The organism is Aestuariimicrobium sp. Y1814 (genome assembly GCF_050113895.1).
Classification (GTDB): Bacteria; Actinomycetota; Actinomycetes; order Propionibacteriales; family Propionibacteriaceae; genus Aestuariimicrobium.
The window spans coordinates 222,338-246,863 of the sequence record NZ_JBNJRW010000003.1; the positions used below are offsets into that span (position 1 = coordinate 222,338).

General features: G+C 69.8%; 29 protein-coding genes. 17 read left to right on the plus strand and 12 right to left on the minus strand.

Annotated features, from left to right (window positions below; genetic code table 11):
• The first annotated feature begins 12 nt into the window (after positions 1–12).
• On the plus strand, positions 13–1,290 hold the full coding sequence (locus tag ACQE3C_RS05200) for an HNH endonuclease signature motif containing protein (RefSeq protein ID WP_434538114.1): 1,278 nt from the start codon (positions 13–15) through the stop codon (positions 1,288–1,290).
• A gap of 32 nt (positions 1,291–1,322) precedes the next feature.
• Here ACQE3C_RS05200 and ACQE3C_RS05205 read toward each other — a convergent pair whose 3' ends face one another.
• A complete protein-coding gene (locus ACQE3C_RS05205) occupies positions 1,323–2,531 on the minus strand; it encodes an AI-2E family transporter (protein WP_434538115.1) in 1,209 nt (402 codons plus the stop codon).
• Positions 2,532–2,691: 160 nt separating this feature from the next.
• Between ACQE3C_RS05205 and ACQE3C_RS05210 the strand changes: the two genes are divergently transcribed.
• On the plus strand, positions 2,692–3,918 hold the full coding sequence (locus tag ACQE3C_RS05210; RefSeq protein WP_434538116.1) for an MFS transporter: 1,227 nt from the start codon (positions 2,692–2,694) through the stop codon (positions 3,916–3,918).
• Positions 3,918–4,778, plus strand: coding sequence for a 3-methyladenine DNA glycosylase (locus ACQE3C_RS05215; RefSeq protein ID WP_434538117.1), 861 nt, complete (start codon positions 3,918–3,920; stop codon positions 4,776–4,778). Before ACQE3C_RS05210 ends, ACQE3C_RS05215 begins: the two co-directional genes overlap by 1 nt.
• A gap of 85 nt (positions 4,779–4,863) precedes the next feature.
• On the opposite strand, the gene ACQE3C_RS05220 is transcribed toward ACQE3C_RS05215, so the two are convergent.
• Positions 4,864–5,070, minus strand: a complete 207-nt coding sequence (locus ACQE3C_RS05220) for a hypothetical protein (RefSeq protein WP_434538245.1) — start codon at positions 5,068–5,070, stop codon at positions 4,864–4,866.
• Between ACQE3C_RS05220 and ACQE3C_RS05225 the strand changes: the two genes are divergently transcribed.
• The 4 genes from ACQE3C_RS05225 to ACQE3C_RS05240 all read left to right on the plus strand — a co-directional run bounded on the left by ACQE3C_RS05225 (position 4,984) and on the right by ACQE3C_RS05240 (position 6,401).
• Positions 4,984–5,475: a hypothetical protein gene (locus ACQE3C_RS05225; RefSeq protein WP_434538238.1), complete on the plus strand. Its 492-nt coding sequence runs from the start codon at positions 4,984–4,986 to the stop codon at positions 5,473–5,475. The genes ACQE3C_RS05220 and ACQE3C_RS05225 overlap by 87 nt on opposite strands.
• A complete protein-coding gene (locus tag ACQE3C_RS05230; RefSeq protein WP_434538246.1) occupies positions 5,375–5,638 on the plus strand; it encodes an SAM-dependent methyltransferase in 264 nt (87 codons plus the stop codon). The genes ACQE3C_RS05225 and ACQE3C_RS05230 overlap by 101 nt, the downstream gene beginning before the upstream one ends.
• 242 nt (positions 5,639–5,880) lie before the next feature.
• Positions 5,881–6,273, plus strand: coding sequence for a hypothetical protein (locus tag ACQE3C_RS05235; RefSeq protein ID WP_434538118.1), 393 nt, complete (start codon positions 5,881–5,883; stop codon positions 6,271–6,273).
• Entirely contained in the window at positions 6,258–6,401 is a 144-nt protein-coding gene (locus tag ACQE3C_RS05240; RefSeq protein ID WP_434538119.1) for a response regulator transcription factor, read from the plus strand. Before ACQE3C_RS05235 ends, ACQE3C_RS05240 begins: the two co-directional genes overlap by 16 nt.
• Here the strand turns inward: ACQE3C_RS05240 and ACQE3C_RS05245 are convergent.
• Positions 6,358–6,846: a DUF1707 SHOCT-like domain-containing protein gene (locus tag ACQE3C_RS05245; RefSeq protein WP_434538120.1), complete on the minus strand. Its 489-nt coding sequence runs from the start codon at positions 6,844–6,846 to the stop codon at positions 6,358–6,360. The two genes, ACQE3C_RS05240 and ACQE3C_RS05245, sit on opposite strands and share 44 nt — an antisense overlap.
• Positions 6,847–7,123: 277 nt before the next feature.
• On the opposite strand from ACQE3C_RS05245, the gene ACQE3C_RS05250 reads away from it, so the two are divergent.
• Entirely contained in the window at positions 7,124–8,293 is a 1,170-nt protein-coding gene (locus ACQE3C_RS05250) for a L,D-transpeptidase family protein (RefSeq protein WP_434538121.1), read from the plus strand.
• 22 nt (positions 8,294–8,315) lie between these two features.
• Here ACQE3C_RS05250 and ACQE3C_RS05255 read toward each other — a convergent pair whose 3' ends face one another.
• A complete protein-coding gene (locus tag ACQE3C_RS05255) occupies positions 8,316–9,065 on the minus strand; it encodes a hypothetical protein (RefSeq protein WP_434538122.1) in 750 nt (249 codons plus the stop codon).
• An 87-nt stretch (positions 9,066–9,152) separates the two neighbouring features.
• Between ACQE3C_RS05255 and ACQE3C_RS05260 the strand changes: the two genes are divergently transcribed.
• The 6 genes from ACQE3C_RS05260 to holA all read left to right on the plus strand — a co-directional run bounded on the left by ACQE3C_RS05260 (position 9,153) and on the right by holA (position 17,368).
• Entirely contained in the window at positions 9,153–10,094 is a 942-nt protein-coding gene (locus tag ACQE3C_RS05260; RefSeq protein WP_434538123.1) for a DUF4192 domain-containing protein, read from the plus strand.
• A gap of 97 nt (positions 10,095–10,191) precedes the next feature.
• Entirely contained in the window at positions 10,192–12,672 is a 2,481-nt protein-coding gene (gene leuS, locus ACQE3C_RS05265) for a leucine--tRNA ligase (protein WP_434538239.1), read from the plus strand.
• Between the two features lie 62 nt (positions 12,673–12,734).
• Positions 12,735–13,592: a helix-hairpin-helix domain-containing protein gene (locus ACQE3C_RS05270; RefSeq protein ID WP_434538124.1), complete on the plus strand. Its 858-nt coding sequence runs from the start codon at positions 12,735–12,737 to the stop codon at positions 13,590–13,592.
• Positions 13,589–15,904, plus strand: a complete 2,316-nt coding sequence (locus ACQE3C_RS05275) for a ComEC/Rec2 family competence protein (protein ID WP_434538125.1) — start codon at positions 13,589–13,591, stop codon at positions 15,902–15,904. The genes ACQE3C_RS05270 and ACQE3C_RS05275 overlap by 4 nt, the downstream gene beginning before the upstream one ends.
• A gap of 46 nt (positions 15,905–15,950) precedes the next feature.
• Positions 15,951–16,409 (plus strand): GyrI-like domain-containing protein, encoded by a 459-nt coding sequence (locus ACQE3C_RS05280; RefSeq protein WP_434538126.1) that lies wholly within the window; start codon positions 15,951–15,953, stop codon positions 16,407–16,409.
• The gene (holA, locus tag ACQE3C_RS05285; protein ID WP_434538127.1) at positions 16,409–17,368 is read left to right on the plus strand and encodes a DNA polymerase III subunit delta; all 960 of its coding nucleotides are present in this window, start codon (positions 16,409–16,411) and stop codon (positions 17,366–17,368) included. Before ACQE3C_RS05280 ends, holA begins: the two co-directional genes overlap by 1 nt.
• A 130-nt stretch (positions 17,369–17,498) precedes the next feature.
• On the opposite strand, the gene rpsT is transcribed toward holA, so the two are convergent.
• Together rpsT and ACQE3C_RS05295 are read right to left on the minus strand one after the other, a co-directional pair.
• Positions 17,499–17,759, minus strand: coding sequence for a 30S ribosomal protein S20 (gene rpsT / locus ACQE3C_RS05290; protein ID WP_434538128.1), 261 nt, complete (start codon positions 17,757–17,759; stop codon positions 17,499–17,501).
• A gap of 192 nt (positions 17,760–17,951) precedes the next feature.
• Complete coding sequence (locus tag ACQE3C_RS05295; RefSeq protein WP_434538129.1) at positions 17,952–18,272, minus strand: putative quinol monooxygenase; 321 nt, start codon at positions 18,270–18,272, stop codon at positions 17,952–17,954.
• Positions 18,273–18,358: 86 nt separating this feature from the next.
• On the opposite strand from ACQE3C_RS05295, the gene ACQE3C_RS05300 reads away from it, so the two are divergent.
• The 3 genes from ACQE3C_RS05300 (at position 18,359) to ACQE3C_RS05310 (ending at position 21,354) form a co-directional block, all read left to right on the plus strand.
• On the plus strand, positions 18,359–19,144 hold the full coding sequence (locus ACQE3C_RS05300; RefSeq protein ID WP_434538130.1) for an IclR family transcriptional regulator: 786 nt from the start codon (positions 18,359–18,361) through the stop codon (positions 19,142–19,144).
• Positions 19,145–19,252: 108 nt separating this feature from the next.
• Positions 19,253–19,786 (plus strand): hypothetical protein, encoded by a 534-nt coding sequence (locus tag ACQE3C_RS05305; RefSeq protein WP_434538131.1) that lies wholly within the window; start codon positions 19,253–19,255, stop codon positions 19,784–19,786.
• 2 nt (positions 19,787–19,788) lie between these two features.
• Positions 19,789–21,354, plus strand: a complete 1,566-nt coding sequence (locus tag ACQE3C_RS05310; RefSeq protein WP_434538132.1) for a GMC family oxidoreductase — start codon at positions 19,789–19,791, stop codon at positions 21,352–21,354.
• Between the two features lie 9 nt (positions 21,355–21,363).
• Here ACQE3C_RS05310 and ACQE3C_RS05315 read toward each other — a convergent pair whose 3' ends face one another.
• From ACQE3C_RS05315 to ACQE3C_RS05340, 6 genes are all read right to left on the minus strand, one after another.
• A complete protein-coding gene (locus ACQE3C_RS05315; protein WP_434538133.1) occupies positions 21,364–22,167 on the minus strand; it encodes an SDR family NAD(P)-dependent oxidoreductase in 804 nt (267 codons plus the stop codon).
• Positions 22,168–22,241: 74 nt separating this feature from the next.
• Positions 22,242–22,706 (minus strand): hypothetical protein, encoded by a 465-nt coding sequence (locus ACQE3C_RS05320; protein WP_434538134.1) that lies wholly within the window; start codon positions 22,704–22,706, stop codon positions 22,242–22,244.
• An 18-nt stretch (positions 22,707–22,724) separates the two neighbouring features.
• Positions 22,725–23,273, minus strand: coding sequence for a DNA/RNA non-specific endonuclease (locus ACQE3C_RS05325; RefSeq protein ID WP_434538135.1), 549 nt, complete (start codon positions 23,271–23,273; stop codon positions 22,725–22,727).
• 2 nt (positions 23,274–23,275) lie between these two features.
• Positions 23,276–23,734: a hypothetical protein gene (locus tag ACQE3C_RS05330; protein WP_434538136.1), complete on the minus strand. Its 459-nt coding sequence runs from the start codon at positions 23,732–23,734 to the stop codon at positions 23,276–23,278.
• 15 nt (positions 23,735–23,749) lie between these two features.
• Positions 23,750–24,073, minus strand: a complete 324-nt coding sequence (locus ACQE3C_RS05335; protein ID WP_434538137.1) for a hypothetical protein — start codon at positions 24,071–24,073, stop codon at positions 23,750–23,752.
• Positions 24,070–24,492 (minus strand): hypothetical protein, encoded by a 423-nt coding sequence (locus tag ACQE3C_RS05340; protein WP_434538138.1) that lies wholly within the window; start codon positions 24,490–24,492, stop codon positions 24,070–24,072. Before ACQE3C_RS05340 ends, ACQE3C_RS05335 begins: the two co-directional genes overlap by 4 nt.
• Positions 24,493–24,526: the final 34 nt, after the last annotated feature.

Here is a 24,526-nt window from a genome sequence, read left to right on the forward strand (position 1 = left end):
TACTATATATACATGGATCGGTGGGGTGCTTGGACGAAGCGGGCGGGACGGCTCGCGGGTGAGCTTGCCCAGGCGCAGGCCGGTCTGGTGGAACTGACTCGGGAGTTGTTGGCGGGGTCGGGGTGGGCTGGTGACGGGGTGAAGTCCCCGGAGCACTGGTTGCAGGTCTATGCGGGGGTGTCGGCTGGGCAGGCGCGGGCGTTGGTGCGGGTCGCTGAGCGTGGTGCGGGTTTGGAGCCGGTGACCGGTTTGATGGCGCAGGGTCGGATGACGTTGGACCAGGCGATGCCGATCGCTGAGCATGTGCCGGACCGGTCGGTGGCGGAGGTGGCGCGGTTGGGTGAGGTTTTGACCGTGTCGCAGTTGCGCAGGGTGACTGCCCGCTACCCGTTCGAGCGGGTGCAGCCGGCCCGGGAGGAACCTCGTTCGACCCTGGCGCAGCAGCCGACGGAACTGGTGATGTCGTCGTTCGGGGGCAGGTTCACGTTGCGGTTCTCGACCACGGCGGTGGAGGGGGCGTTGGTGGAGCAGGCGATCCGGGAGGCGAAGGACTCGTTGTTCACTGCGGGGAACCCTCGGGTCAGCCTGGCGGAGGGGTTGGTGGAGGTCGCCGCCCGGTCCCTGCGGGGTGTGTCCTCGGGGTCGCGGCGGGAGTTGTACAAGGTGGTGTTGCACCTGTCCACTGATGGCAGTGGATGGGTGCAGGAGAAGGGTGCCGTGCCGGGGGTGTTGTTGGACCGCTACACCTGCGGTGGGAGTGTGAAGCCGGTGTGGGAAACCCAAAGTGTGCCGGTGGCGGTGGGCAGGTCGTTGCGGATCGTGCCGGACCGCACGCGGGTGTTGGTGGAGGACCGGGACCGTGGGTGTCGTTACCCCGGGTGCGGGGTGGGCGGGTTCCTGGAGAATCATCACCTGGTGCATTGGAAGGATGGTGGGCCGACCGACCCGGACAACCTGGTCTCCTTGTGCCCGTTGCATCATCGGCAGGTGCACCTGGGTGAGTACAGCATCTCTGGTGACCCTGGTCGGGTGGATGGGTTGGTGTTCACCGGTGGTAGTGGCAGGGTCGGCAAGTACATCGGCTACGGCATGCCGAAGCAACCACTGCGGGTGGTCGCGGGCCGGCCGGAACCGATACGGGTCGGGATCCGCGGGGAACGCCTCGACCTCGGCGCGGTCTACTTCAACACCGCCGAACACCCCGAACCCCAACCACCCGAATCACCAGGGGCACCCGGGGCCGGCCCCGAACCACCCGCGCCGCCGGGCAGCGACCGAATACCCGCCTGACCCCGAGGTCGCGAACCCTCCAGCCCCAGACCTCAGTCGCTGGTGGTGATCTTGGCGCGCGCCCACCAGGGCGGGGTGTCGGGGCCGTCCCAGACGTTGATGGCGCCCCACAGCGCGGCGGTGAGCGGGACGGCCAGCACGGCTCCCACGATGCCGCCGAGCACGGTGCCGATGGTCAGGGCGATCAGGATCACGAACGCGTGCAGCTTCATTGATCGTCCCATCAGCACCGGCTGCAGCAGGTTGCCTTCGAGCTGGTTGACCAGGACGACCACGCCCACCACGATGAGGGCGTTGGTCAGGCCGTTGGTCACCAGCGCCACCAGCGCGGCGAGGATGCCGGCCAGGGTGGCGCCGACGATCGGGATGAACGCCAGCAGGAAGACCAGCACCGCCAGCGGGATGGCCAGCGGCACCCGCAGGATGAGCAGACCGATCAGGATGCCGATCGCGTCCACCGCCGCCACTGCCGCAGTCCCGCGCACGTAGGACCCCAGGGTGGTGACGATCCGGTCTCCGATGCGGCGGGCCCGCGAGTAGCTCTGCCCGCGGAAGGGGCGCAGCAGGAACTCCCACATCTTCGCGCCGTCCTTCAGGAAGAAGAACAGGGTCACCACCATCAGCACCAGGCCGGTCAGGAAGTTGGCCACCGCACCCACGCCGGCGATCGCACCGGACCCGAACTGCGCACTGGTCAGGAAGTCAGTCAGCTGGTCCATCCACTGGTCGATCTGTTCCGGGGAGGCCACGTCGAACGGCAGGCCCTGCGCCCACACCACCAACTGGTCGAACCCGTCCTGGGCCTGGGTGGCCAACTCGTCCCACTGGTCGCGCACCGCCCAGACGATCAGCCAGCCCAGCAGCCCGAGAATGACCACGATGCCCAGCAAGGTGAGCAGCGTCGCCGCCAACGACGGCACCCCCCGCGAGCGCATGGCGCGCATCACCGGATTGAACGCACTGGCCAGGATCAACGCGATCATCATTGGGATGGTCACCACCGTCAACGACCGGACGGCGTACACCAGCCCGATCCCGACGATCACCACGACGATGATCTGCACCGCACGGATCGCGATCCGGCCGAACCCATCAGCCCACAGGCTCCACGGCGGACGGGTCGCGGTCAGCTCGACCTCCTTGGCCACCACCGGCACGGGGCCATCAAGGTGCACCGGCGACTCGATCCGCACGGGGGACTCGAGGTGTACACGCAACCGATCGTTTCGGAACAATGCCATGACGATGAGGCTAGACCCCCAGGCCAACGAATCGGCTCAGGGGCCGGCCACGCTGCTCACAGGCCGGCGAGGTTTCGTGCTTTCTGGGCCTCGAACTCGGCCTCGGTGAGCACTGACCCGACCCGCGGCTGTAGCCGACCAACCGTTAGGCTTGTCGCTCGTGACCACTGCCCAGGCCTTCAGCGCCAGCCAGCTCCACCGGGCCCGGCTCGGCGTGGGACTGATCTTCCTCACCAACGGCGCCGCCTACGCTAGCCTCGTCCCGCGGCTGCCCGAGGTGAAGGCCGACCTCGAACTGACCAACGCCATGTTCGGGCTGGCCATCGCGGCCTTCCCAGCCGGGGCGTTTGCGTCCGGGCTCTTCGCCGCGGTCCTGATCCGCCGGTTCGGCTCACCGATGGTGGCCTGGGTGGGCATGGCACTGTCGATGATCGCGATCCTCGCCGCCGCAGCCGCACCGAGCCTGGCCGTGTTCATCACCGCCGTGTTCCTCGCCGGCTGCTCCGACTCGGTCACCGACGTCGCCCAGAACCACCACGCGCTGCGGGTCCAGAAGCACATGGGCCGCAGCATCATCAACAGCTACCACGCCATGTGGTCGGTCGGCGCCCTGCTCGGCGGCGCCCTCGGTGCCGCCGCCATCGCTACCGGCTTGGGCCGGGTGCCCCACCTCGCGATCATCGCCGTGCTGATCCTGGTCACCGCCACCCGGGGCTACCGGATGATGCTGCCCGGCCCCGAACCGGTCGAAGCCGAAGCCGCCGAGGCCGCCCACCCCGAAGACGTCCGGACCTCCTGGCTGCGCCACCCCTGGCTGGTGCTGGCCGCCCTGTCCCTGCTGGCCATCGCCGGCGCCACCATCGAAGAGAACGCCGGCACCTGGGCGACCCTGTACATGTCCACTGAGCTCGGCGTCACCGGCGGCCTCACCGCCGCCGCCTACGTCGCCGCGATGGGCTCCCACTTCCTGGGCCGGGTCAGCGGCGACTGGCTGGTCAACCGCCTCGGCCAGGCCACCATGGCCCGCCTCGGCGGCCTGCTCGTCGTGGTCGGCATGGGCCTGGCGATCGCCTTCCCCAGCCCCTGGCTGACCGTGATCGGCTACGCCTGCGCCGGGTACGGCGTCGCCACCGTCGTCCCCTCGATCTTCGAGGCCGCCGACGCGATGCCCGGGTTCAAGCCCGGCACCGCGCTGATGGTCACCTCCCTGCTGCTGCGGATCGGCTTCCTCGCCTCCCCGCCGCTGCTCGGACTCATCGCCGACGCCAGCTCGATCCGGTGGGCGCTGCTGGTCGTCCCGGCCGCCGGGCTGTTCGTGGTCGCCCTGTCCGGGGTGCTGTCGAGCCGCCGCGCCACCTCCGACGTGCCGGTGCCCGCGAGCCGCTGATGCACGTCCTGACCCGCGACCAGTGGCAGGCCCGCCGGGCCGCCCACGAGCAGCGCGCCGGCGTCCTGCTCGCTGACGTCGTCGAGCGCCGTTCCCGGGGCCAACGCCACCCCGTCGAGGACTTCATGTTCGACTACTACCGGCTTCGTCCGGGCCAGCTCACCGAGTGGCACCCGGGCGCGGGGGTCGCGCTGGCCGACGCCGACGAGTTCGCCGACCGGCGCTGGTACACCCGCCTGGACGATGGCCTGGTCGGCGTCGACGTTGCCGCGGTCACCACGGCCAGGGCCGGGACGATCGAGTTCACCGGCGACCTGCTGCGCGCCACCACCGAACGGGCGCCGCGGTTCGACTGCTTCGGGATGCACGAATGGGCCATGGTCTACGGCCTGGCCCCCGACCAGGTGCGCCACGCCGGGCTGCCGCTGCGTTTCACCCCCGAGGTCGTCCGCCAGGTCGTCGATGACAACGGCCTGCGCTGCAGCCACTACGACGCCTTCCGCTTCTTCACCGACGAGGCCGCCCCGCGCAACCAGCACCAACTCGCCCGGGACGACCAGGTCCGCCTGGACCAGGCCGGCTGCCTGCACGTCACCATGGACCTGTACAAGTACGCCGGGAAACTGCTGCCGCTGACCAGTTCCGAACTGCTGCTCGACTGCTACGAGCTCGCGCTCGACGTCCGCGAACTCGACATGCGGGCCAGCGCCTACGACCTGAGCGACTGGGGCTACGACCCCGTGCCCGTCGAAACCCCCGCCGGCAAGGCCACCTACGTCGCGAGCCAGCGCGAGTTCAGCCGCCGGGCCACCGGCCTGCGCAGCCAACTGCTCGACCTGGTCACCAGGGTGGCCGCCTGAACCGCTGTATCATTCGCTGCAGCGCCCCCCGGCGGGATTGCATCATCTGCCCGATGTGGTCACCCGGCCGCGACACCTAGCGTTGTCACCACGAGCCGAAACCTCGGCTGACAGGAGGGACGACGATGACCACCACGATGATGCAGGCACGGCCGACGAGGTCGCCGAGCGGGTGCTGCAGGCAGCGCTGGGCTGGGCCGATGCGATGGCCATCCACCTCGGCGACCGGCTCGGGTGGTACCGCGCCCTGGCCGAAATTGGACCCAGCACCGCTGCCGAACTCGCCCGGCACACCCACTGCTCCGAGCGCTACGCCCGGGAGTGGCTCTCGAACAGCAGGTCGCCACCGGAATCCTCGAGGCCACTCCCGCCCCGACTCCGGCTGGCGCTTCCGGCTGCCGGTCGGGGCCGAAGAAGACCTCACCTGCGAAGCCAGCCTCGCCCATGCCACCCCCATCGCCCGCATCGGGTAAACAAGCCCTGGTTCGAGCAGTTGCCCAACTACCTGGGCCGGGTGGGCGCATCCAGCAGGTCCTCGCCAGGCCCGGTGCCCGCGTGCCCGACATCGGGACCGGCGCCTGCTGGTCGGCGATCGCGTGGCCAGCAGCAACCCCACAATGCTGGTGGACGGCTTCGACGTCGACGAACCGTCCCTGGCGTGCGCCCGCGCCGCCGCTCTCGAGGTCGGGGTGGGTGACCGGGTCAGGTTCCACCACGCCGATGGGGCGTCCATCGCCCAGCACGAGCCCTTTGACGCGGTGCTCACCCTCGAGGCCCTCGCCCGACTCGAAGAAGCGATGCTGCCGGTCCCGGCCGGACGGCCAACTGCGCGTAGCGCTGCAGCGTCGAGGGGCTCCTGACGGCTGCCGCTCGATTGGGCCGGGGACATCTATCGCACCGTCATCCACTGCTGCCCCCGGCTGGCCGACTTCCGGCGGATGGCCGACTGGATCCGCGCCACCGAAACCTGGTGCGAGCAATTCAGCGGCGACCACGTGTTCGGCACGATCTGCCGGGTCCACCGGCAGGAACTGCTGCGCGAGACCGGACCCTGGCACGACTCGAGGCCGCGCTGGCCGAGGCGGACGAGCCACTTCCGCGGGTGTCCCTGCTGCGTCCCGGCGTCGAGATCGCGCTGGCCTCGGGCCACGACGGGGAGGCGGTGCAGCTCTTCGATGAGCTGTGGGCCTGCGCGGAACGCTATGCCAGCCCCGGGTTCCTGGCCTGGGCCGAGCACGCCGAGGCCATGGTGGCGCTGCTTGAATCAGCACTGGTTCGGCTCCAGCGAGCGGGCACGCTGGCTGAGTCGGCGCGAGTGCTGGACCTGCTCGCGCAGACCTGCTCGTCCATGGGCCAACCCGACCAGGCCGCTCGGCATGCCGCGAAGGCGGCGGGGGTGCGTGAACGGCTCGGGCTGCCCGGGGCACCCGCCCCGCAGTTGGCCCGCTCAGCACCCGGGAGGCGGAGGTGCTCGCCCTGGTGGCCATCGGCCTGAGCAACCGGGAGGTCGGCCAGCGGCTGTTCATCAGTGAAAAGACCGTGGGCCGCCACCTCGCCAACATCAACCCCAAACTCGACGTCAGTTCCCGGACGGCGGCCGCAGCCTGGTGGCGAAATAGGTGATGCCGCTGGTGGCGACCGCCGTGCCGAAGGCGGTCAGCCAGACCAGGCCACCGTCGGGCATGACGGCGCTGCCGAACAGCACTGCCATGGTGCACAGCGCCGCGGCCGCGGTCAGCATGCCCCACAGCGTCAGCACCACGGCTCGTCCGCTGTCGTGGCCCCGCGCCGGGGCGGTGGCGTGCTGCGGGCCGGCGACGGGGGGCCGCTGGGTCGTGCCGAGCGGAGGCAGGTCCGAGGTGAGGGCCAACAGTTCGGTGCCGGTGGTCGCGGTGACCGCAAGGCTGGTGCGTTCGTCGAGTTCGGCCGGACCGAGGCGGCCGGCGGCGAAGTGGGCGGCCAGCACCTGGCAGGTCTGGTCGCGTTCGGCATCACCGATCCGCAGGCCCGGCTTGATCACGGGCTGGGCAGCGGGATGCGGCAGGGGGACGAGGTGCGGCTGGGTCATGGATCCATCGTGGGCCCCCGGTGGGGCACCGGTCACCGGGCGGCGCGGCATCACAGACTGCGGGGCAGCGAGCATTGACCGTGGTGGCAGCCCCGGTTCGTCCGGGGTCGGACCCCGGGCCGACTCAGGCGGTCGCCCCGCCGAAGTCTCAACCCGGGGTCACGAGTCCAGTCACAGAACCGTTGCAACCGCGCCGCCCCGGGCCGCGTAGTAGGGGTGTACCACCGCCGATGACCTACCCTGAAGGCGGTTTCTGCGACTTCCCCCTGGAGGAATCATGTCCCGTGTCGTCAAGAGCGTCGCCCTGCTGGGCGTGCTCGCGCTGGCGCTGTCCGGCTGCGCGAAGGACCTGTCCGGTTCGCCGCACCTGCCTTCGACCACGACCGCGCCGGCGGCCACCCCGGACCCGTCCGGCATGCCCAGCCCCGATCGTCCGGCGACGACCACGTCGAGCCCGGACGTGACGCCGACCCCGCCCAGCCCGGAGCCCACCACCGACGCCCCGACCACGGACGCACCCACCACGACCCCGCCGACGACCACCGCCGCCCCGACCAAGGCGCCGGCGATCCTCAAGCGCGGCGACTCCGGTGAGAAGGTGCGCGAACTGCAGCACCGCCTGCTGCAGATCGACTGGTACGCCGGCAAGATCACCCCCGACTACGGGCAGCAGACCCAGGTCGCGGTGCAGGGCTTCCAGGGCAAGCGCGGGCTGGCGGTGACCGGTGAGGTCGACCAGGCCACCTGGGATGCGCTGGTGAAGATGACCGCCAAGCCCACCCACGACCAGATGCACAACATCCTCAAGCCCGGCCCGGCGCTGCTGAAGTCGGGGGACAAGGGTGACAAGGTGCGTGACCTGCAGGCCCGGCTGAAGCAGGTCGCCTGGTACGAGAAGCTGGTCGACGGCGTCTACGGCGCCGACACGGTGGCCGCAGTGAAGGGCTTCCAGGGCAAGCGCGAGATTCCGGTGACCGGTGAGGTCGACCAGCGCACCCTCGACCGGCTGTACGCGATGACCTCGAAGCCGACCACCGAGGAACTCACCAACAAGCCGCCGAAGAAGGCGACCGGGAACATCGACCCCCGCTGCATGACCGGACGCGTGCTGTGCATCAGCAAGTCGTCGAACAAGATCAACTGGGTGGTCAACGGCCAGGTGCTGAAGACGATGGACGTGCGGTTCGGTTCGGAGCTGACCCCGACCCGTGAGGGTGTGTTCACGCTCTACTGGAAGTCACGCAACCACCACTCGACCATCTACGACACCCCGATGCCCTACGCGATGTTCTTCTCGGGCGGCCAGGCCGTGCACTACTCGGCCGACTTCGCGGCCCGCGGGTACAACGGCGCTTCCCACGGTTGCGTGAACGTGCGCGACAAGAACGGCATCATCTGGCTGTTCGACCAGACCCGTGAGGGTGACAAGGTGATCGTCTACCGCTGAGCGAACACCGGACGAGACGGTCTCAGCCCTCCACGGCGAGCGCTGAGACCTGTCGTCCGTAGCGGTTGGCGAGGTAGACCATCGTCGCCCCCTGGTCCTTGTTGAACACGACCCGGCCCTCGGCGCTCTCACCGGCGCCGAGCGTGCCGGGTCGCAGCACGTCGGAATCGGGGATGTTGGCCGGGTCGAAGTCCTCGACGGTGGCGTTGTCGAGCGCGAAGAAGGTGAACCCGAAGGTGCCCTCGGTGACGGTGACCTTGACCAGCAGCTCCAGGCCACGGTCGGTCCAGTTCGACTCCTTGATCTCCCAGTAGCCCTGCGCACCGTCGCTCTGCGAGGCGAAGGCCACCGCGTTGCCCGAGGGCACCGAACTGGGCAGCACCCGCTGCGACGGGGTGGGGCTGGGGGAGTCGACCGGGGTCGGCTGCGGACGACCCGAGGTCCAGATCGCGGCGGCGGCCAGCGCGCCGACCACGACCACCGCGGCGGCGCCCAGCCACAGGCGCGAGCGCGACTTCGGCAACTGGTAGTCGTCGATGGAGACCGAGGCGTGGTCCTGCTGGCCCAGCGGGTCGTAGCCGGCGGGCTGCTGCGGCTGCTCCTGTTGCTGGCGGGGGGCCTGGTCACCGTTGGCCAGGGTCCAGCCCATCGGCTGCTGGTACTGCTGGGGCTGCTGCGGTGGGGGCGCGTTCCATTGCGGTGGAGCGCCGGGCGTCCACTGCTGCTGGCCCTGTGGCGGGGGCGGGGGCTGCCACGGAGGTTGCTGGCTCATTGCGAACCATCGTACTCGGGGCCCGGATCACGGAATTGGCCTGTGGACAACTGGGCAGTCGGGTCCGCCGGGGCCCATAACCGGGACATGACCCAGCCCATCACCGCCCGCTCGGCGACTGACCTGCTCTCCCTGGTGCCCTACCTGCTCGGCTTTCACCTCGACCGTGGACTGGTCGTGCTGGTCTGCACTGGGCGCAGCGTGGAACTGACCATGCGCTTCGACCTGGAGATGTTCTCCGACAACCCCGTGCAGGTGCAGGCCCGGTTCTGCCACCTGGCGGCCCGGTTCGAGCACCCCCGTTTCTTCCTGGCCGCCTATAGCGCTGACCGTGACGAGGCCGAATCGGCCCTGGCGATCCTGGAACAGGTGCTCGAACTCGACGAGGTGATCGAGTCGGTCTACACCGACGGCAAGCACTGGTGGTCGCGGCTGTGCGACCAGGAATGCTGCCAGCGCGTCCCCTGTGACACCGCCACCGCAGCAGTGGCCTCCGCGGTGCTGGCCGGCTCCTCGGCCCTGGGCTCACGCGCCGAACTGGAACGCAGCGTCCAGGGGCCCACCCTGCTGGCGCAGTCGCAACTGCTCGGCGCCTACACCGAGGCGTCCGACCGGGCCGCGGACCTGCCCGACGTCCTCGACCGCTGTGACCGGGTCGCCGAACTGGTCACCACCGGGTTGGAACAGGCCGGGTTGGGTGAGGTCGAGGCCTGCGAACTGGCCAAGCTGGTCGACCAGGTCGGCCCCCGGGACGAGGCGTGGCTGCTGATGCAGCGGCCCACCGCCCGCCGCCACGCGGCACTGTGGCACCAGGTGGTGGGCCTGGTCCCCGACAAGTGGGCGGTGCCCCCGCTGTGCCTGCTGGCCGCAGCGGCCTGGCTCGACGGCAACGGCGCCCTGATGGGCTGCGCCCTCGACCGGGCCCACCAACTTGACCCCGACTACTCCATGCTGGGCCTGCTCGAGCAGATGCGCGTCGCGGCGGTGCACCCGTCCATGTGGGAGCAGATCTGGCCCGACTCGGCGTAGTGCGGCCGGGTCGCGGGTTGGGTCGCGGGGAGGGTGTCACGGTAGCGTGGGTCCTTGGCAGGACGAGAGGAAGAGGACCCCCATGGCCGAGCAGCACATGGCCGAGCAGCATGACGAGCGCAGCGGCTACGACGCTGTCGCCGCGCAGGAGAAGTGGGTGCGCTACTGGCGTGAGAACCGCACCTTCGCGGTGTCGGACGACGAGTCGCTCGAGAAGCGCTACCTGCTCGACATGTTCGCCTACCCGTCCGGTGACCTGCACATGGGTCACGCGGAGGCCTGGGCCATCGGCGACGTGGTCGGCCGCTACTGGAAGATGCAGGGCTACAACGTGCTGCACCCGATCGGCTGGGACTCCTTCGGGCTGCCCGCCGAGAATGCGGCCATCCGCAACAATGCCCACCCGGCCGAGTGGACCTACCGCAACATCGACACCCAGGCGGCGTCCTTCGAGCGCTACGGCGTTGGTTTCGACTGGGACCACCGCCTGCACACCTCCGACGAGGAGTACTACCGCTGGACCCAGTGGCTGTTCCTGCGGTTCTTCGAGAAGGGCCTGGCCTACCGCAAGGACTCCTGGGTCAACTGGTGCCCCCAGGACATGACCGTGCTGGCCAACGAGCAGGTCAAGGAGGGCCGCTGCGAGCGGTGCTCGTCGCTGGTCACCAAGCGGCAGCTGAACCAGTGGTACTTCCGCATCACCGACTACGCCCAGCAGCTGCTCGACGACATGGACCAGCTGGAGGGTGGCTGGCCCGAGCGGGTGCTGGCCATGCAGCGCAACTGGATCGGCCGCTCGTCGGGTGCCCATGTCGACTTCCAGGTCGAGGGGCGCAGCGAGCCGGTGACCGTGTTCACCACCCGCCCCGACACCCTGTTCGGTGCCACCTTCATGGTGGTCGCCCCCGACGCCGCCCTGGCCGACGAGATCGTCACCGACGAGCAGCGCCCGGCGTTCGAGGAGTACCTGGAACAGGTCAAGAAGCAGACCGAGATCGAACGGCAGTCCACCGAACACGTCAAGACCGGCGTGTTCCTGGGCGTGCACGCCACCAACCCGGTCAACGGTGAGAAGGTGCCGGTCTGGGCCGCCGACTATGTGCTGGCCGACTACGGCACCGGAGCGATCATGGCGGTGCCCGCCCACGACCAGCGTGACCTGGACTTCGCCCGCGCCTTCGACCTGCCGGTGCGGATGGTCATCGACACCGGTGAGGGTGACCCCGCCGAGACCGATGTGGCGACCGCCGGCGACGGCACCTACGTCAACTCCGGGGTGCTCGACGGGCTGACCACCAAGGCCGAGGCCATCGAACGGATCAACGCCCAGCTGGAGGCCGATGAGCTGGGCAAGGCGGCGATCACCTACCGGCTGCGTGACTGGCTGATCAGCCGGCAGCGGTTCTGGGGTTGCCCGATCCCGATCATCCACTGCGAGGCCTGCGGTGAGGTGCCGGTGCCCGACGACCAGCTGCCGGTGCGGCTGCCCGACGACATGCGCGGTGAGCAACTGGCCCCCAAGGGGGTGTCCCCGCTGGCGGCCAACGACGGGTGGAAGAACGTGGCCTGCCCCACCTGCGGCGGCCCGGCGGTGCGTGACACCGACACCATGGACACCTTCGTCGACTCGTCGTGGTACTTCTACCGCTACATCTCGCCGCACTACACCGAGGGCCCCTTCGACGTGGAGGCCGTCAAGCAGTGGATGCCGGTCGCCCAGTACGTCGGTGGCGTCGAGCACGCCACCATGCACCTGCTGTACAGCCGGTTCTTCAACAAGGTGCTGCGCGACATGGGCATGGTCGACTTCGACGAGCCCATGCTGAAGCTGATGAACCAGGGCCAGGTGATCAACCAGGGCAAGGCAATGAGCAAGTCGCTGGGCAACGGTGTCGACCTGGGTCAGCAGATCGACGAGTTCGGCGTCGACGCGGTGCGCACCACCGTGATCTTCGCCGGGCCGCCGGACGAGGACATCGACTGGGCCGACGTGTCACCCGGTTCGACCCTGAAGTTCCTGCAGCGTGCCTGGCGGTTGTCCGCCGAGGTGAGCAGCGAGGTCGACGTCGATGTCACCACCGGTGACCGCGGCCTGCGCCAGGCCACCCACCGCACCATCGCCGAGATCACCGAACTGGTCGAGTCGCAGCGCTTCAACGTGGTCGTGGCCCGGGTGATGGAGCTGGTCAACGCCACCCGCCGCGTCATCGACACCGGTGCCGGCCCGGCCGACCCCGCCGTGCGGGAAGCGACCCAGTTCGTCGCCCAGGCGCTGTCGCTGGTCGCCCCCTACGTCGCCGAGGAGATGTGGGAGCAGCTGGGGCTGCCGCCGTCGGTGGCGCAGAGCCGCTGGCCGGCGGCCGAGCCCGAACTGCTGGTGGCCGACCAGGTGACCATGGTCGTGCAGGTGCAGGGCAAGGTCCGCGCCAAGCTCGAGGTCTCGCCCGACATCACCGAGGACGAGGCCACCGCGCTCGCGCTGGCCGACGCCGGTGTGCAGCGTTCCCTGGACGGCCGCGAGGTCGCCAAGGTGATCTGCCGCCTGCCGAAGATGGTGAGCATCGTCCCCGCGAAGTAGTCGCTGTCCACAAGGTGTTGTCCGTGTGGTGATGGGGGCGGGTCGCACCCCATAACCGGGGCATGCGAATCGAGAGCGAGCATGCCGAGCGGCTCCGCACGGTGCTGGCCGGGCAACCCGCGCTGCAGCGTGGGCCCCGGCGCGCGCTGGTCGAACTCCCCGAACCGGACGAGTCACCCGGGCTGGACGGGGGGTTCACCGTCCGCCCGATCACGCCGCCGCCCGAGGTCCTCGAGGACGACGACCTCGCCGGGGACGACGAACCGGGGGAGTTGCCGCCCGGGGCGTTGGCCAGGGTGCGGGCCTTCACCCTGCGACACCTGCAGGCCATCGCCATCCTGGTCGTGGTCGCGCTGGTGTTCACCACGGTCCAGTTGCTGCGGGCCAGGCCCAGCGAGGTGCCGCTGGTGGTGCCCGAGGTCGCGGTCGAATCGACCACATCGGTGCCCAGCGGAGCGGAGTCGCCGAGCGAGGTGACGCTGCTGGTGGTCCACGTCACCGGGGCGGTGAAAAACCCCGGCATCGTCCGGGTGCCGCCGGGCTCGCGGGTCAATGACGCGATCGAGGCCGCCGGCGGCATCACCGCAGTGGCCCACCTGGGCACCCTGAACCTGGCCGCACTGGTCAGCGACGGCATGCAGATCCTGGTGGCCTCAAGCCCGCAGGAGACCTCCACCACCACCGGAGACGACGGCGGCGGTGGGCCACCCGGCACCGACACCAACGCCGCTCTGGTGAACCTGAACTCCGCCACCGCAGCGCAGCTCGAGTCACTGCCCGGCGTCGGGCCTGCCACCGCCGCCAAGATCCTGGACTGGCGCGAACAGCACGGCCGGTTCAGCAAGGTCGAGGAACTGCAGGAGGTCGACGGGATCGGCGCCAAGACCTTCGAACGCCTCAAACCCCTGGTCACGGTGTGAGCGAGGCTCCGCTCGACCTGAGGCTGGTGCCGCTGGCCGCCGCCGCCTGGCTGGTCACGTGGTGGGTGTTGACCGCCTCCCCGGGGTGGGTGCTGGCGCTGGTCGGGCCGGCCTTCGCGGGCGCGGTGGTCGCGGTGCTGGCACGCAGGTGGGCCGTGGCCGGGTTGTGCGTCGTGGTGGTGGCCTGCGCCGGGGTGGGGCTGGTGCGTGCCGGGGCACTGGGCAGCTCCCCGTTGGGGCGGGCGGCTGACGAGTCGGCGCTGGTGGTGGCCGAGGTGGTGCTGACCTCGGACGTGCGGGTGGTGGGGCAGCCGGGCCGGCAGCGCGCCGTGGTGCCGGCCCGCACCCACTGGGCTGAATCGCGGGGTGTGGGGTGGCGGGTGCGTCAACCGGTGCAGCTGGTGGCCCCCGCGAGGCTGTTGGACGACCTGGTTGCGCTCCCGGCAGGGGCCCGGCTGCGGGTGGAGGTGATCGCGCAACCGCCGGACCCCGGGAGCCCCCAGGCTGCCGTGCTGCGCCTGACCCGCGCCCCGGAACTGGTGGCCGGGCCGGGCTGGTGGTCACGGCAGGTGAACCGCACCCGCTCCGGGTTGGTGGCGTCGATGGGCTGGTCACCGGCGGAGCAGGCGGGGTTGGTGCCCTCACTAGTGGTGGGTGACACCAGCGGGGTGCTGCCGCAGACCCGCGATGCGTTCCAGGCCACCGGGCTGACCCACCTGACCGCCGTCTCGGGCACCAACCTCACCATGCTGCTGGTGACCCTGCTCGTGGTCGCCCGCACCGTGGGGGTGCGGGGGCGCTGGCTGCACCTGGTCGGGGTCGCCGGGGTGGTCGTGTTCGTGGTGGTCTGCCGCTCCGAGCCCAGCGTGCTGCGGGCCTCGGCGATGGGCATCGTGGGGTTGGCGGCGGTCGGGGCCGGGGCGGACCGGCGACGCGGCATCCGGCACCTGTGCGTCGCGGTGATCGCCCTGATGGTGGTCGACCCCTGGCTGGCGCGCTCATGGGGGTTCGCGCTGTCGGCCAGCGCCTCGGCCGGGATCCTGTGGTGGGGGCCCGGCTGGCGTGAGCGGTTGGCACGGTGGATGCCGGGCTGGCTGGCCGACTCCCTGGCGGTGCCACTGGCAGCACAACTGGCCACCCAACCGCTGGTGACCGCCCTGTCGGGGACCGTCTCCACCAGTGGGTTGCTGGCCAACGTGCTCGTCGGCCCGTTCGTGGGGCCGACCACCATCCTCGGGCTGTGCACGGCGGTGGTGGCCCTGGTGGCGCCGGGCGTGGCGCTGGTGTTCGGGTGGCTGGCGGGCTGGTGCGTGCAGCCCATCCTCCTGATCGCGCACGCCGGGGCCGGGCTGCCGGCCGCGACCTGGACATGGCCGCCGGGGCCCTGGGCGCTGGTGGTGCTGGCCGTGGCCTGCCTGGTGGCCGGGCTGGGCATGGGGTGGGTGCTGGCCCGGCGCTGGGCGAGCCTGCTGATGGCGGTGCTGCTGGTGGCCGCGATGCTGCGCCAACCCCCACCGGCGGGCTGGCCCGGCCAGTGGGCCGTCGCGTTCTGCTCGGTCGGCCAGGGCGATGCGACGGTCCTGAACGCCGGCGCCGGGCGGGCAGTGCTGGTCGATGCCGGCCCCGAAGCCCGGCCGGTGAACTCCTGCCTGGCCAGCCTCGGGGTGCGGGAACTGCTGCTGGTGGTGCTGACCCACAACCACGCCGACCACATCGGTGGCCTGGCCGGGGTGCTCGCGGCTCGTCCGGTGCGACTGCTGCTGGTCAACCCCCTGCAGGAACCCGCCTCCGCCCACCGCGAGGTGCTGGCGCTGGCCGCTCGGGAACAGGTGCCCGTGCGCACCGCTGCCGCCGGGACGACGCTGGTGGCCGGTGCGGCCACGCTGCAGGTGGTGCAGGCCGGGGCGCTGGCGGGTTCCAGCGGCACGGCAGCAGGGGAGAGCTCCGCCGAGAACGACTCCTCGATCGTGCTGGTGGCCACCGTGGGCGACACCCGGGTGCTGCTGCCCGGTGACCTGGAACCGTTGGGCCAGCAGGTGGCGTTGTCGGGTGGCGCCGACCTGTCCGCGCACGTGATCAAGATGCCCCACCATGGGTCGAGTCGTCAGGAGGAGGCGTTCTGGCGGGCCTCCGGTGCCCGGGTCGCGGTGGCTTCGGCCGGTGAACGCAACACCCACGGGCACCCGGCCGCGGCAGCGCTGCGGCTGGCCGGCTCGTTGTCGATGCGGGTGCTGCGCACCGACGCCGGGGAGTCGTTCACTGTCTGGGTCGACGGCAACCGGCTGCAGGTCAGGGCCGCCCGGGTCGGCTGAGCACCGGTGTTGCAGAAATGTCGGGGCGGCGTGCAAGCATGGGGGCATGCTCGAAAACCCAGCCATCATCACTGCCGACCCGCAGCACACCGCGGTCGTCCGCGGCACCGTGCCCATGGACCGGATCCGTGAGTTCTATGACAAGGCCTTCCCCGCCGCCTACGAGGCTGCCGCCGCGCAGGGGATCGGCGTCCAGGGGGCGTTCGGGCACTACCTCAGCATGCCCGCCGAGACCGTCGACCTCGAGGTCGGCTTCGTCACCGACGCCGTGGTCGCCGCCGCCGGTGAGGTCGTCCCCGGTGAACTGCCCGGCGGTGAGTTGGCGCATGCCTCCTACGTGGGTGCCTATGACGGCCTGGGTGGGGCGTGGCAGGAACTGTTCGGGTGGATCTCTGAGCAGGGACGCCAAGTCGGCCCCTCGATGTGGGAGGTCTACGTCACCGACCCCACCCCTGAGACCGACCCGGCCACCCTGCGCACCGACCTGTTCTGGCCGTTGGTCTGATGCTGGGCAGCTCACTGTTCGTGCAGGGACCTGAATCCCTGCTGGCCGAGCGGGCGGTCCAGACCTTCGTGGCCGCGGCCCGCCGGGCCGAGCCGGACGCCGACGTGCACCGGGTCGACGCGGCCACCCTCGATGCCGGCAGCTTCAGCGAACTGGTCGGCGGGTCACTGTTCTCGTCCGCCTCGATCGTGGTGCTCGAGGACATCTCGGGCCTCGACCAGGGCCTGTTCGACTTGGTCGCTGAGACCGCCGCCCACCCCTCGGACGACCTGGCGCTGGTGCTCGTGCACTCCGGGGGAGTGAAGGGCAAGCGGCTGGTCGACCAGCTCAAGAAGGCCAAGGTCGCCTTCGCCGACGCCTCGGCCATCAAGCCGTGGAAGCTGCCCGACTTCGTCAAGGCCGAGGCCAAACGGGCCCGCATCGACCTCGCTCCCGGTGCGGCCGACGCACTGGTCGAGGCCGTCGGCCACGACGCCCGCGCCCTGGCCAGCGCGGTGGAACAACTGGCCGGCGACGTCACCGACGACCAGGTCGGGGTCGCCGACATCACCCGCTACTTCGCCGGCCGCGCCGAAGTGTCCAGCTTCTCGGTGGCCGACGACATCATGTTCGGACGCACCGGGGATGCGCTGCTCAAGCTGCGCTGGGCCCTCGACACCGGCGTGGCACCGGTGCTGCTCACCTCGGCGATCGCTGGTTCCCTGCGGGGGCTGGGCAAGTACCACGACCTGCGTTCGACGCGGATGTCGGAGGGTGACCTGGCCCGCCAGATCGGGGTGCCGCCGTTCAAGGTGAAGCAGTTGGCCCAGCAGTCGCGCCAGTGGAGCCCCGCCGCGATCGCCGCCGGTGTGCGTGCCGTCGCGGTGGCCGATGCCGCGGTGAAGGGGGCCGCCCACGACCCGGAGTTCGCCTTGGAGCAGCTGGTCAGCAGGCTCGACGCCGCCCGCCGACAGGGCTGAGCCGACACCCCGCCGCCAGGGCTGAACGGCCAGCTGCGGGACAACACAAACCAGCGCCCGGATCACCCAGAGGATCCGGACGCTGGTGTGGACACCGCGGGCGCGGTGTCAGCAGTTCAGTGGCAGCAGGTCAGAGCGAGGCGGCCTTGGAGGCCACGGCGGACTTGCGGTTGGCGGCCTGGTTGGCGTGGATGACACCCTTCGAGGCAGCCTTGTCGAGCGCGCGGGTGGCGACCTTGGCCAGCTCCTGGGCCTTCTCGGTCTCGCCGGCCTCGACGGCCTCGCGGAAGTTGCGGACGTGGGTGCGCAGCTCGGACTTGACGGCCTTGTTGCGCAGGCGCGCCTTCTCGTTGGTCTTGATGCGCTTCATCTGCGACTTGATGTTTGCCATGGGGTGGTGTTCTCCAGGAGTTCAGGGGTGTTCTGGGTGGTGCACCGACCAGCACGGCAGGCGCGACACACGACTCTATCAGCGCCCTGCAGCGGCACCAAAATCCGGGCCCGAACCCCGAGCCCCGCCGACGCCGCGACGGTGCGGCGCCGGCGGGACCGGGGTTCTTCAGCGGAGAGGCGGGGGTGGTGCTCAGTCGATCTTGAGCTCGCCCATCTCGTCCCAGCCGGTGCCGTCAACCTGACGGCTGATGATCCGGGGAGTGGCGACGATGGCCGGGCGCATCGCTTCGAGTCCGGCCTTGAAGTGGTCGGAGTTCACGTGCGGGCCGGCACCTTCATCGGTGAAGGCCTCCACCAGCACATAGGTGTTCTCCTCCTCGAGGCTGCGCGACCACTCGAAGAAGATGTTGCCGGGCTCCTGGCGGGTGGCCTCGGTGAACTCGCGGACCCGTTCGGGCCAGCTGTCGACATGCTCGGGCTTCACGGTGAACTTGACGGCGATGAAGTACATGGGCGTCCTTTCGTCGGTGAGTCATCTGACGCCACCCATCGTTGAGGCCCCGGGCGCACTCGTCAATACCCGGTAGCATCACAGCCATGACGACGACGTCATCCGCACGCACCGCTGCACCCCCACGCACCGGCCAGCTCGAACGAGCCCTCGGCATGCTCGAGGTGGTCGCCGATCGCAACGGTGCCAGCGCCCGTGAACTGGCCGATGCCCTCGACGTGCCGCTGCCGACGGTCTACCGGATCGCCAAGGAACTCACCGGCGCCGGCTACCTGACCTACGTGCAGGCCGGCCGCTTCGAACTGGGCCACAAGCTGCACCAGCTCGGCATGTCCCTGCACCGCCAGGTCGGCCTTTCTCGTCCGGTGACCGCCGAGGTCACCCGGCTGCATGAGGCCACCGGGCTGGCGGCCTACCTGGCGATCCTGCGCGGCGGAGAAATGGTGGTGGTGCACGTGGTCGATTCCCCCGACTGTCCCCGCCTGAAACCGCTGCGATTCGGCTTCCACGAGGCCCCCCACGCCACTGCCTTCGGCAAGCTGCTGCTCGCCGACCTCGACCCCGACTACCGCGACGACTACCTCGACCGCCACGGCCTGGTGGCGCTGACCGCACGCACCACCACCGAACCTGACGCACTGGCCGCCGAACTGGCCACGGTCAGCCGCCGCGGCATTGCCTGGGAGTTCGGGGAGTTCATCGCCGGCTGGGACTGCGCCGCGGTGCCGGTGCGCGCCGGCGACAACCGGCTGCTCGGTTCGGTGGCCGTCTCGGGGCAGGCCGGACGACTCGCCGGGCGCGAACGGGTCCTCGAGTCGACCCTGCGGGCGGTGTCCTCCCGGGTGGGTGGATTGCTGCGTTCGGGGCTCTGAGAACTTCTTCCCGGCTTTATCACTGGGTGAGAACCCACCCTGTTGGGGTCGCCGCGCTGCTGCCTAGGTTGTGAGAAATCCCTCACATCCGACTCAAAGGAGAGCGCAGTGAGTGTCGAAGGACGCGAACCCGAACTTGACCCCGATGACATCCAGGTGGACCAGACCGAGGCCGATGAGCCCCAGCGACCCGACCTGGACGAGAAGCAGCTCGCCACCCTGGTGGCGGTCCTGAGGGGGCTCTACCCCCACCCCAGTTTCCCCGACGGCCCCTACCAGCGCACCGCCGAGGCGGTGCGTGACAACGCACAGACGGACCTGGTCGCGGGCCTGGCCCGGGTGGACGAACTGGCCGGCGGTTCCTTCGCCGACGCCGACGAGGCCACCGTCCGCCAGGTCATCGACGGACTCGGTGAGGACGCCGACTTCCTGCTGCCGGTCCACGGCGTGGCCGTGAACACCCTCTACGACGACCACGAGGTCTGGGAACTGCTCGGCTACGAGGGATCCTCGTTCGACAAGGGCGGCTACCTCGACCGCGGGTTCAACGACCTCGACTGGCTGCCCGACCCGCGGGTGCTCGAGTACGAGGGTGAACCCCGCGTCGAACTCGTCCCGCTGGCCACCAACGAAGGGAACTGATCATGGCAACGATCGACCTGAACGACCCGGTTGTCGTCATCATCGGCTCCGGCGCCGGTGGCGGCACCCTCGCCCACGAACTGACCACCCACGGCGTCAAGTGCGTCCTGCTGGAAGCCGGCCCCCACCTGACCGGCGACGACTACGAGAACGACGAGTGGCGTGCCTTCGCCCAGATGGCCTGGCTCGACAACCGCACCACCAGCGGATCCTGGCGGGTCTCGAAGAACTTCCCGAACCTGCCGGCCTGGATCGTCAAGGCCGTCGGCGGCACCACTACCCACTGGGCTGGCGCCACCCCGCGCTTCATGGCCCACGAGTGGAAGGCCCGCACCACCTACGGTGAGATCGAGGGGGCGAACCTGCTCGACTGGCCCATCGACCACGAAGAGATGGCGCCCTGGTACGACAAGGCCGAGATCGCGATGGGCTCGACCCACCGCCACGGTCGTCCCGCGCTGCCGGCGAACAACAACTACAAGGTCTTCGCCAACGGCGCCGAGCGGGCTGGGCTGAAGCACTACGCCACCGGCCCCTACGCCACCAACGCCCAGCCCTACGACGGTCGTCCCGCCACCGTGCAGGACGGCTTCAACTTCCAGGGCGACAAGCAGGGCTCGAAGTGGTCGACGCTGGTGCGTGAGATCCCGCGGGCACTGGCCACCGGCAACCTCGACCTGCGGCCCGAATGCCAGGCCGTCCGGATCACCCACAACAGCGCCGGCCTCGCCGACGGGGTGGAGTACCTGGACGCCTCCGGCGCGCTGCACAAGCAGGCCGCCCGCATCGTGGCCGTGGCTGGCAACTCGATCGAGTCGCCCCGCCTGCTGCTGATGAGCGACTCGCCGCAGTTCCCCGACGGCTTGGCGAACTCCTCGGGCCAGGTCGGCCGCAACTACATGCGTCACATGACCGCCTCGGCGTACGCGGCCTTCGACAAGCCCGTGCGCATGTACCGCGGCGAAACCATGGCCGGCATCATCGCCGACAACGCCATCCACGACCCCAACCGGGGCTTCGCCGGCGGCTACTACATGGAAACCCTCTCGCTGGGTGTGCCGTTCATGGCCGCGTTCGTCGAGCCCGGCACCTGGGGCCCCGACTTCGCCAAGCTCATGGAGGCCTACGAGAACCTGGCCGGCATGTGGATCGTCGGTGAGGACATGCCGCAGGCCGACAACCGGGTCACCCTGAACCTGGACGTCAAGGACCAGCACGGCCTGCCGGTGCCGAACGTCCACTTCGACGACCACGCCAACGACGTCGCCATGCGTGAGCACGCCTGGGGTGTGGCCGAGCAGATCTACTCCTCGGTCGGGGCCCTGTGGACCCACCGCACCCCGCCCTACCCGTCCACCCACAACCTGGGCACCCTGCGGATGAGCGAGAAGCCCGAGGACGGTGTGCTCAACCGGTGGGGACAGGCCCACGACGTGGCCAACCTGTTCGCCAGCGACGGTTCGGTGATGACCACCGGTGCCGCCGCGAACCCGACGCTCACCATCGTGGCCCTGGCCATGCGCCAGGCCGACCACATCCTCGGTGAGCTCAAGGCCGGGAACCTCTGAGCCGACGGCTCACAACCCGCTGGACTCCAGCGCAATGCCACCATCGACGGTGATCGTGGTCGCGGTGATGTAGGTGCCGTGACTACTGGCCAGGAACATCACCAGGCCGGCGATCTCGTCGGTGGTGGCAATGCGTTCCAGCGGGATTTCCTGCTTCAACGCCTGCTCGGCTTCACGCCACCCCGGGGACTCGGTGTTCATCGGGGTGGCCACCGCGCCGGGGGCGATGCCGACCACCCGGATGTTGTGCTCGGCGAGTTCGATCGCGGCGTTGCGGGTCAGCATCCGCATGCCACCCTTGCTGACGCAGTAGGCGTGGTTGCCGGGCATGGGCCAGTCCTCGTGCACCGAACTCATGTTGACCACCACCCCGCCGCCACCCTGGGCGATGAACTGGCGGGCGGCCAGCTGGGTGCCGAAGTAGGCGCCCTTGAGGTTGACGTTCATGGTCAGGTCGTAGTCCTGCTCGGTTGATTCCAGCAGCGACTTGCGGGTCTCCAGGCCGGCGTTGTTGACCATCACGTCGAGGCGCCCGAAGTGTTCGACCGCCGCGTCGACCAGGGTCTGCAGTTCGTCCACCTTGGTCACGTCGGCGCGCACCGCGACCGCCCGGCCGCCGGCGGCGGTGATCTCGTCGATCAGCGGCTGGTTGTTCTCTTCCCGGTCGATCCAGTCGATGACCACATTGGCCCGGTTGTGGCCGATGAACCGGCAGATCTCGGCGCCGATGCCGCTGTTGCCGCCGGTGACGATGAACGTCTTGCCGGCCACCGACGCGTAGGTGTCAACAGCCGGGGTGGGCTGGGCGGTCATCGGGTTCTCCTCGGGGTGGGGACGGGGCTCACGGGCCCACCCTAGAAGACCGGAGGTCGCGCGAGTAGCCGCGATCAGGCGCCGTGGATCGGGGTACCACCCATGGTCCGGATCCAGCGGTCCATCGCCCGTGAGGAGTTGTCCTGGTCGTCGAGCAGGACGTCCTCGTAGTCCCACTCGGAATCGAGTTCACCCGAGGTGGGGTCGTAGACGCTGATGATGCGCTGAGGCACGTCACCGGCGGCGCGGCAGGCCCGGACGAGGTCGAGGTCGGTGCTGGTGTCACCGATGTCGTCGACCAGTGCCCACACGTCGTACTCGTTGTCGGGGTCGGCCTCGGCGAGTTCACCGTGGTGCAGGAAGCGCCCGTCCAGCCGGAAGAAGGGGTGGCTGGTGATGGTCTCGTGGGCCATGTCGGTGTAGACCCACAGCCGGTCGACGGGGCTGTCTTCGCCGAGGAAGTCCACCATCGCCTGCAGGGTGTGCTCGATGTAGGCCTGGTATGCCTGCTGCACGCCGGCCTGGGCATCCGATGACATGGGGGGCTCCTCGTGGGGCTAGTTGGCGAACTTCGTGGGGGGTTGTGGCACCCCGTCGATGACGGTCTTCACTGTAAAGCCTGATGGTCTGGCCGCGTCTTCGACGTAGTGCACCTCGGTGAACACCTCGACGGTCTTGCCGTTGCGCAGGGCGTCGGCCCAGCCCTCCTCCATGTTCTTCCAGGCGCCCTGGTTGAGGTCACGGGCCTGGGAGACGATGTTGTCCAGCCCACCGGAGCCGTCGAACTGGTCGGCAAACAGGTGCCCCGCGTCGTCCCCGGGCAGTTTGCCCTTCGACTTCGAGTTGTGCGAGCCACGCTTCTGCCCGGCCGGTTTGAGCTGCAGGTTCTCGGCGTAGGCGCCGCGGATGCGTCCCTTGTCGTCGGTGACGTACTCGTACTTCGGTTTGCCGGGGCCGGTCTTGCCGGCGCGGTAGTACTGGTTGGGGGCCAGCCCACCCTTGGTGCCCGCGTCGTAGCGGCGCGGGTTGAACTCGACGACCTTCAGCTTCGCCGCCAACCGGCGGAACGGGCCACGCAGTGCGGCCGAGGGAACCCTGGTCGCCATCCTCACGCCTCCAGGATCTTGGTGATGGCCAGCTCGACGGCCCGGTCGATGGCGTACTCGACGCCACGTTTCAGCAGGAAGCTGACCGGGCCCGCCGCCAGCGCCGGGGCCAGCAGCGCCAGCTGGAACAGCACCACACCCTTCAGGGTCACCACCGCGTAGCCGCAGATCTCACAGCCCTGCGCGGCGACCTCGGTGCCCTCCCCGAAACGGTCGAGGGTGACCAGGTCACTGTCGGGGCCGGTGGCCTGGCTGCTGAACGCCGCCAGGGCGGGGCCCTCGTTGTGGGACTGCAGGTGGGAGACCGCCTGGGCGAGCGCCGCATTGGACTGCTCGAAGACCCCCGACATGGCCCGCAGCTGGGATGCCCACTGGAACAGGGCGTCCTCGTTGGTCTGCGGGAACTCCTTGCCGAGGTAGCGGATGGCCTCGACCAGCCAACCGGGAAGGGTGAGTGCCATGAGGGGATCCTTCGCTCACAGGGTGGTGGACTGGCCGGCGTCGGCGGCCGCGCCCGCCTCGACGGCGGCGTAGGCGGCGCCGGTGTCGTTCATCAGGGTGCCGACCGCTTCGAGGTTCGCGGCCAGGTTCTCGCAGGCCTCCAGGAAGGCGTCCTTGACGACCGGGACGACCACGGCCAGGGTGATGTCGATCGGGTGGCCGCCGTTGCCCGAGCCCAGCGCGTTGACGTCGAGGCTGGCCAGGTGGGACGAGACCGCTGAGCGCAGCGCGGCGGCTTCCTCGAGGTAGGCCTGCCCGCCGCGGGACCACGATTCGGGGCTGAACTGCACCTGGGTCATTGCGCCTCCCCGCTGGGGATGCGGGCCATGGCCCGGGTGAAGGCGTCCTCGAAGTCGGCCGAGAGGGTCTTCAGGCCCTCGTAGACTTCGCTCATCGGCAGGGCGTGGGACTGGGCTTCGAGGATCTCTTCGCGTAGGTACTGGGTCAGCACGGCGTTGACGGCGGCGGCGGTGGCGGCGGCCACCGCCTTGGCACGGGGCCGGGGGTCGGACTGTTCGTACCAGTAGGAGTCGAAATCGATGCGTTCGACCTTGAAGTCCTTCATGGTGACGCTGACCAGGCCCTCGGGGTCGGTGGCGGTCAGTTCACGGGTGCTGGACAGTTCGAACTCTTCGGGCGGCCCCGGGTGCTGGGCCGCCCAGTCACCGACCTGCGCGGTGAGCCTGTCGAACATCTCGGGCATCTCGGGCGATGACATGGCCCCATCATTGTCGGCGGCAGGGTCACTTCCC